The organism is Streptomyces apocyni, from assembly GCF_009739465.1.
GTDB lineage: Bacteria > Actinomycetota > Actinomycetes > Streptomycetales > Streptomycetaceae > Streptomyces > Streptomyces apocyni.
The window spans coordinates 145,437-152,434 of record NZ_WHOM01000035.1; the positions used below are offsets into that span (position 1 = coordinate 145,437).

The following is a 6,998-nucleotide window of genomic DNA, read 5'->3' on the forward strand; positions in this document are numbered from 1 at the left end:
ATGCCGCGCACGCACCGCACCCGCACCCGTACGCTCATCGCCGCCGCCGGAGTCGGCGCCGCGCTGCTCGCCAGGCGGGCGATGCGACGCCGGATCGCCCGCTCCCCGCTATGGCCGATGCCCGCCCTGGAGCGGCCGGTATCCGGCCGCCCCCGCGCCCGGACGCGGCGGATGCGGATCATCGGCAGGGAGACCATTGCCGACGGAGTCGTCCAACTGCGCCTAGAGGGGCGGGAGCTGCCCGCCTGGGAGCCCGGCGCCCACCTGGACCTGGTGCTGCCGTCCGGCCTGGTCCGCCAGTACTCCCTGTGCGGCGACCCGGCCGACCCCACCTCGTACACCGTGGCGACCCGCCTGATCCCCGAGGACGCGGGCGGCCGGGGCGGCTCCCGGGAGGTACACGAGGAGCTGCGCGAGGGCACCGAGATCGAGGTACGCGGCCCCCGCAACCGCTTCCCGCTGGAGTCGTCGCACGCGTACGTCTTCATCGCGGGCGGCATCGGGATCACCCCGATCCTGCCGATGGTGCGCGCCGCCCAGGCGTCGGGGGCCGAATGGCGGCTGCTGTACGGAGGGCGCGACCGGGCCTCGATGCCGTTCCTTGAAGAGCTGGAGGAGATCGAGAAGCTGGGCGCGGGGACGGGCCGGGTAACGGTGGTCCCGCAGGACGAGGCGGGGCTGCCGGACCTGGGCGCGCTCTTCTCCACGGCCGAGCAGGCTGCTGCGGTGTACTGCTGTGGCCCCGAGGGCTTGATGAACGCGGTGTCCGCCGCGCTCCCGCCCGGCTGCACCCTGCACTTGGAGCGCTTCGCGCCTCCGGCAACGGCCATGGCGGGCCACAGCGGCGGGCCGTTCGAGGTCGAACTGCGGCGCAGCGGGCGGACGGTCACCGTCGGGCCGGACGAGTCGGTGCTCACCGCCGTACGCCGGGAGCTGCCCGACACCCCGTACTCCTGCCAGCAGGGCTTCTGCGGAACCTGCCAACAACGGGTCCTGGGCGGCGAGATCGACCACCGCGACGAGCTGCTGACGGACTCCGAGCGCGCGCACTCGATGCTGATCTGCGTATCACGCGGCGGCGACGAGGGATTGGTGCTCGATCTGTGACGTACTGATCGCCCCCCGGCCAAAACGGGCGGTATCGCATCCGACGCGACATAGAACGTCGGTGATGAAGTGCCTGCTACCAAGTCGAATGGCACGCTGCCCGACGCTGATCGGGTAGCGGGTCGAGTCTGACCTGCCCGTCAGGCAGATTCAACGATGCTGCATCATCAGCAACGTGAGTGATGCGCCGGGAATGCCGGGTGCCGCACATCTGGTCCTGGCTCAGGGGGTGGTCCATCTCGACCCCGAGTCGGCCGTGTTCGACGCGGTGCTGGAAGGGTGGGCGAGGCAGCAGCGATCGCGGTTCTTAAACTTGATGCCACGGTCAAGCCGCGCCTGGCGCTGCTGAAGCGGTTCGCGGAGTTCTCCAACCTCTACCCCTGGCAATGGCAACCGGGTGAGGTTGAAGCCTTCCTTGATCACTTGCGAGGACGACGGGCGACGTTCGCGGTGTCAGAAGCCCGCAACTACCAGAACGCCATACGGATGTTCTGCGACTACATCACTGACGAGCGCTACGACTGGCCCAAGGTCTGCTACGACTCCTTCAGACAGCAGCCCGCGTAGATTCTTCACGAGTGGAGCACCATCACTCACAGCAGCGAGTACGAGGGTGGTCCAGGGCGACGGCCGCTGACCTACGACGAAGCAGCTCTTCGACGCTGCCGACGGCAGGGTCGACTCGATCCGCAAGAGGCTTCCTGAAACTGCCTCCACGGCTGGCTCACCTGGTCCGGCAGCAGCTCCATCACGCCGAGGACGCCTGGGAATCCAACCGTGCTGCCAGCACAATTCGTGGTTGTTCGCCGGGTTGAACCCAGCCCGCCCCATCCAGTCGCAGTACATCTACCTGAAGCTCAGGAGGCTCGGACCGGGCGGCCTTGCGGGCCGCAACACCGCCCGTCTCGCGCTGGCATCCGACGTTCCTGCCTCAATCCTTGCCGTTCTTACCGGGACCAGCATCGACAACGCGACGGACTGGGCGAATTTCGTCAAACGCAATTGGACTGACTACATCGCCAGACGCGCACGGGAGGTTGCGTCCATAAAGCACGCCTCCTTGCATCGTCTGCCTGGACTCAGCGCATCCCGGGCAGGCAACGCAATTCGTTGACCTTCATCAGCCGGGCGAGAAGGAGATACCCCACGGCTGTCGCCAGCGTCCCGGCAGCGAGTGCGACGGCCGTGGGCCACGTTCCACTTCCCAGGCCTGCACACGCACGCGCTGCAGCCCAGCCCAGCCCAGCAGCCGGGCCCGCGGCGCAGAACAGTTTCACGTAGGTGCGGCGCAGGCCGCCGCCGTCGATGCGACCCCCAAGCCTCCTACGCAGCAGATGCGCGGTGAGTGCGAGACCGGCCACGTAGGAGAGGGTGTAGGCGCCGGCCATGCCGACGACCGCCCAGCGGGCGGGCAGAAGCAAATGACAGGCGGTGGCCAGGGCGATGTTCACGCCCGCGATCCAGGCCGCCATGAAGAACGGAGTGCGGGTGTCCTCGAAAGCGTAGAAGCCGCGCAACAGCAGGTACTGGGCGGAGAACGGGATCAGCCCGAGTCCGAACGCCTGCAGCATGTACCCCAGCGGGCGGGCCGAGGCGGCATCCGCCGCCCCGTGGGCGAACAGCAGCGAGGAGAGCTGTGGCCCCAGAGCGAGGAAGAGGAACGCGGTCGGCACAATGACCACGCCGCTGATCCGCAGCACCCGGGACAGGTCCGCGCGTAGATCCGGGATGCGCCCCTCAGCGACGGCCCGGCTCATACGCGGCAGCAATGCCGTCACCAGGGACACTGTCACGATCGACTGCGGAAGCATCCAGATGGTCTGCGCGTAGGTGTAGGCCGAGTAGCCCGCGCCGGCCTGCGGCAGTTCCTGGTCGGCGGCATTGGCGTAGTTCGTGACCACCGTCAGAGCGACCTGGTTGGCCAAGACGAACAGCAGCGTCCACTTCGCCGCATGGACGCTCTTGCCCAGGCCAGTGCCCCGCCAGTCGAACCGCGGGCGGAAACGGAAACCAGCCGACCGCGCGAACGGGATCAGCGCCAAGGCCTGCACGGCGATGCCTGCCGTCGTCCCGACCCCCAGCAACTGCACCTGGTCGGTGGTGATGTCCTCCACCCGGTCGGGCACCGTCATCAGCCCCAGATAGGCGGCGAACATGCCGACCAGCACCACGTTGTTCAGCACCGGGGTCCACATCATCGCCCCGAACTTCTCGCGCGCGTTCAACACCTGCCCATAGATACTGAAGAGCCCATAGAAGAAGATCTGCGGCAACAGGAACCGCGCGAACGTCACCGTCAGCTCGAACGCCTCGTGACTGTCCGGGGTGTCCCGCATGTACAGGCCCACGATCTGCGGCGCCGCCCACACCGCCAGCGCCGTCCCCACACCCAGTACACAGACCACGAGCGTGACCAGACGCTGCTCGTAAGCGCGTCCGCCATCGGGCTGCGTTGCCCTAGCTCGGACCAGTTGCGGCACCAGCACGGCGTTGAGCGCGCCACCGATCAGCAGCGTGTACAGGCTCGTCGGCACGGTGTTCGCCGTGTTGTACGTACTGGCCAGCAAACCTGTGCCGAGCGCTGCGGCCTGCAGCACTTGGCGGATCAGTCCCGTCGCTCGTGACACCACGGTGCCAATAGCCATCAGTAGGGACGAACGAGCCAGCCCGCCCTTGTCCTTCTTCCGGCGGGCGGCATGCCGACCCCTTCTCTGCTGCTCCTGCGGCATGGTCTGCGCCGCGGAGTTCGCCCCCTCGACCATGCCGTCAACCTATGCCCCGAGATCTCGGGGGCCCAATTGGCTCCCTCCCACACAGTCGTGCAGCCAACCATCGCCGCGACCGTGGACCAGGAATACGACAGCAACGGAACAAGTGCTCTGCGCCAGTATTAAAGTGTTCGTATGACAACCGGGGTGCGCCGCAGGATGGGTGTCGAGGAGCGGCGGCAACAGCTGATCGCCGTGGCGCTCGATCTGTTCAGCCACCGCTCCCCCGACGAGGTCTCCATCGACGAGATCGCGGCGGCCGCGGGCATCTCCCGCCCCCTCGTCTACCACTACTTCCCCGGCAAGATGAGCCTGTACGAGGCGGCGCTGCGCCGCGCCGCCGAGGATCTCGCGGGCCGGTTCGTGGAACCGCGCGAAGGCCCCCTGGGCGCCCGCCTGCTGCGCGTGACGGGCCGCTACCTCGACTTCGTCGACGAGCACGGCCCCGGCTTCTCGGCCCTGATGCGGGGCGGCCCCGCCGTCGGCTCCTCCGCCACCAACGCCCTGATCGACTCGGTCCGCCAGGCCGCGTACGAACAGATCCTCACCCACCTCGGCATCGCCCGCCCTCCGGCGCGCCTGGAGCTGGTCGTACGGTCCTGGGTCTCGCTCGCCGAGTCGACGGCCCTGATCTGGCTGGAGGGGCGCCGGATACCGCGCCGCGAGCTGGAGGTGCAGCTGGTGCACGACTTCGCGGCACTGCTCGCGGTGAGCGCCGCGTACGACGAGGAGATGGCGGACATCCTGCGCGGGGTGCTGGCGACGGAACCGGTGGACGGCCCGTTCAGCGAACTGGTGGCCCGCCTCATCGCCCTTGCCCCCTAGGCGGACCGGCATGAACGTTTCCTGCCGTCCCGCGAGGGACTGCGCCGCCGATCTCGCCACGCTCGTCGGGCTGTACGACGACGCCGCACGCTGGATGATCGAGCACGGCATCGACCAGTGGAAGCCGGGCGAGAGGGACGAGGACCACTTCCGGCGCTGGATACAGGAGGGCGAGGTCTGGCTCGGCGAGGCTGAGGGAGCGGCCGTTGGTGCCTGGGAGCTGTGGTGGGAGGACGTTCCGGCGTGGGGTGAACAGCCGCCCGTGGCGGGCTATGTGCACCGGCTGATGACCGGGCGCGGGGCCCCGGCCGGGACCGGGCGGGCACTGCTCGACGCCGCCGAGCGTCGGATCGCCTCGATGGGGCGGTCTTGGGCCCGCCTGGACTGCCTCACGACGAACCCGCGCCTGCGGGCGTACTACGAGGCGGCCGGATACTCCGTGGTCGGCGAGCAGCCGGCCAAGCAAGGCGCCGGAGGCGGCACCTACGGGGTGACGCTGCTGGAGAAGCGGCTGGAAAGGCGGCTGGACAAGCGGCTGCCGCTCGCGACGTGACGGTGCCCCGCGCCGGAGACCACGACCAGGTCACCGAACCGCTGGGTGATGACCCTGGGGCCTCGTCCTTCCTGGACGATAGGAAGGGGTGCGCCTCAACCGCTTCAGACCGCCGTAACCAACGCACACACCGCAGCCCGCTCGAATACCAGCGGCCGCATCCCCGGCTCCTTCGAGTCGCGCACCACCACATACCGCGTTCCGAGCTCCGCGATCTCCACGCAGTCGTTCGCGCCCCCGCTGTAGGAGCTCTTCCGCCAGCGCGCCTCCGAGAGGAAGTCGTGCGGGGCGGGCGTACAGGATTGGCTCACTTCTCGAGCTCCTCGCTGATGCGTGCGATACGGGTACGGGTCTCGGACGGGCCGAGGGCGCGGGCCCGCAACTGGTCGAAGATCTCTGTGTAGTTACCGACGTCGTCGGCGGCCTCGAGGTACACGGAGTTCTTGGGGTTCTCCAACCACACCAGGTTCGGGGTAGGTTCGGAGAAAGTCAGGATGACGAACGGACCGTACAGCCCTGGGTGTGCGCCGAGCACGAACGGCAGAAGCTGCACCGTGACGTTCGGCTTCTCGCTGACTTCCATCAGCTGGCGCAGCTGCTCGCACATGACGTCCGACGAGCCGACCGTGCGGCGCAGCACCGCCTCATCGATGATCGCCCACACCTTGGCGGGCTTCTCACTGTCCAGTCGGCTGCGCTGCCGCTCCATACGGACCTTGACCAGGTCCTCCACCTGCGGCGGCGTGAGTTCCATCCGCATCTGGGAGATGACGGCGCGCGCGTAGTCCTCGGTCTGGAGCAGGCCGGGAACGAGCATCGGCTGGTAGTTGGCGAGGGACACGGCCCCGGCCTCCAAGGCAAGGTAACCGTCGTACCGCGTCGCGGTCAGGACGGTGGAGTACTTGCGCCACCACGGCTTCTGCTGCTCTTTGTCAGCTCGTACGAGATCGAGTACGTCGGCCCGCTCGGCCGAGCCCTCGACGCCATAGCAGTCGAGCAGCGCGCGGACGAGGACCGGCGAGGTGCCGCGGGCGCCGGTCTCGATCCGGCTCAGCGACCCCTGGTTGACCTCGATCCGCTCGGCGACCTCGGTGAGGGTGAGACCCGCGACGTCACGCAGTTCCTTCAGTCGTGCGGCGAGCTGACGTCGGTACACGGACTGCGGGACCAGGCTCCTCTTCAAGGCCATGCCCGAAGTCTGTCCGTCCGGTGCGTGTGCGACAACTGTGAGGATCGTGGTGTGCCGCAGGGGGGCCGGAGCCTGACCCGTGTGACAACTGGCCGCAGCTGCCTTGGAGTGGAACTGTCGGCCCTGGCCCCCTGCGGTGCGTACTGCCGCCGACCCGGTGAACGTGTCCCGATAGGGGCTTTGCTGCACAAAGCACCGTCACAGTTCTGACCGCCCACCGGACCGGTGTCAGCCACCAGACCCAGTCCAAGGAGCCTCGTGACCGTCACCGGCATGCCCCAGTCCACGCTGCCCGCCCAGCGGGTCCCCGCCCCGGCCGAGGAGGCCGAGGACGTGATCCTGGGGGTGGACACCCACAAGGACGTCCATGTTGCCGCCGTCATCACGACCCTGGGCGCCTCGCTCGCCCAGCAGGAGTTCCCGGCAACCGCCATCGGCTATCGCCAACTACTCACCTGGGCAAGGTCGTTCGGTGTTCTGCGCCGGGCCGGTGTCGAGTGCACCGGCTCCTTCGGGGCCGCGCTGACCCGGGTTCTGTGCCAGGAGGGCATCGACG

8 protein-coding genes are annotated in these 6,998 nt (G+C 68.4%); 5 read left to right on the plus strand and 3 right to left on the minus strand.

From position 1 onward, the window contains the following. Both GCN81_RS03680 and GCN81_RS31710 read left to right on the plus strand, forming a co-directional pair. Entirely contained in the window at positions 1 to 1,107 is a 1,107-nt protein-coding gene (locus GCN81_RS03680; protein WP_156721977.1) for a PDR/VanB family oxidoreductase, read from the plus strand. 279 nt (positions 1,108 to 1,386) lie between these two features. Further along, positions 1,387 to 1,674, plus strand: coding sequence for an integrase (locus GCN81_RS31710; RefSeq protein ID WP_197287460.1), 288 nt, complete (start codon positions 1,387 to 1,389; stop codon positions 1,672 to 1,674). A 512-nt stretch (positions 1,675 to 2,186) separates the two neighbouring features. Here GCN81_RS31710 and murJ read toward each other — a convergent pair. Continuing rightward, on the minus strand, positions 2,187 to 3,869 hold the full coding sequence (gene murJ, locus GCN81_RS03690; protein ID WP_156721978.1) for a murein biosynthesis integral membrane protein MurJ: 1,683 nt from the start codon (positions 3,867 to 3,869) through the stop codon (positions 2,187 to 2,189). A gap of 141 nt (positions 3,870 to 4,010) precedes the next feature. Between murJ and GCN81_RS03695 the strand changes: the two genes are divergently transcribed. After that, the gene (locus tag GCN81_RS03695) at positions 4,011 to 4,700 is read left to right on the plus strand and encodes a TetR/AcrR family transcriptional regulator (protein ID WP_156721979.1); all 690 of its coding nucleotides are present in this window, start codon (positions 4,011 to 4,013) and stop codon (positions 4,698 to 4,700) included. Between the two features lie 10 nt (positions 4,701 to 4,710). Further along, on the plus strand, positions 4,711 to 5,253 hold the full coding sequence (locus GCN81_RS03700; protein WP_156721980.1) for a GNAT family N-acetyltransferase: 543 nt from the start codon (positions 4,711 to 4,713) through the stop codon (positions 5,251 to 5,253). Positions 5,254 to 5,357: 104 nt separating this feature from the next. Here GCN81_RS03700 and GCN81_RS03705 read toward each other — a convergent pair whose 3' ends face one another. Beyond that, positions 5,358 to 5,564, minus strand: a complete 207-nt coding sequence (locus GCN81_RS03705) for a DUF397 domain-containing protein (protein WP_156721981.1) — start codon at positions 5,562 to 5,564, stop codon at positions 5,358 to 5,360. Continuing rightward, positions 5,561 to 6,442 carry a helix-turn-helix domain-containing protein gene (locus GCN81_RS03710; protein ID WP_156721982.1) on the minus strand — a complete coding sequence of 294 codons (882 nt, stop codon included), beginning with the start codon at positions 6,440 to 6,442 and terminating at the stop codon, positions 5,561 to 5,563. Before GCN81_RS03710 ends, GCN81_RS03705 begins: the two co-directional genes overlap by 4 nt. Positions 6,443 to 6,715: 273 nt before the next feature. On the opposite strand from GCN81_RS03710, the gene GCN81_RS03715 reads away from it, so the two are divergent. Beyond that, a partial coding sequence (locus tag GCN81_RS03715) for an IS110 family transposase (RefSeq protein WP_456115044.1) occupies positions 6,716 to 6,998 on the plus strand: 283 nt, incomplete at its 3' end.

Excerpts from the sequence above, each read along its gene's own strand:
- GCN81_RS03700 (WP_156721980.1), top strand. The coding sequence starts at position 4,711 with ATGAACGTTTCCTGCCGTCCCGCGAGGGACTGCGCCGCCGATCTCGCC.
- murJ (WP_156721978.1), bottom strand. The coding sequence starts at position 3,869 with ATGGTCGAGGGGGCGAACTCCGCGGCGCAGACCATGCCGCAGGAGCAG.
- GCN81_RS03695 (WP_156721979.1), top strand. The coding sequence starts at position 4,011 with ATGACAACCGGGGTGCGCCGCAGGATGGGTGTCGAGGAGCGGCGGCAA.
- GCN81_RS03680 (WP_156721977.1), top strand. The coding sequence starts at position 1 with ATGCCGCGCACGCACCGCACCCGCACCCGTACGCTCATCGCCGCCGCC.
- GCN81_RS03710 (WP_156721982.1), bottom strand. The coding sequence starts at position 6,442 with ATGGCCTTGAAGAGGAGCCTGGTCCCGCAGTCCGTGTACCGACGTCAG.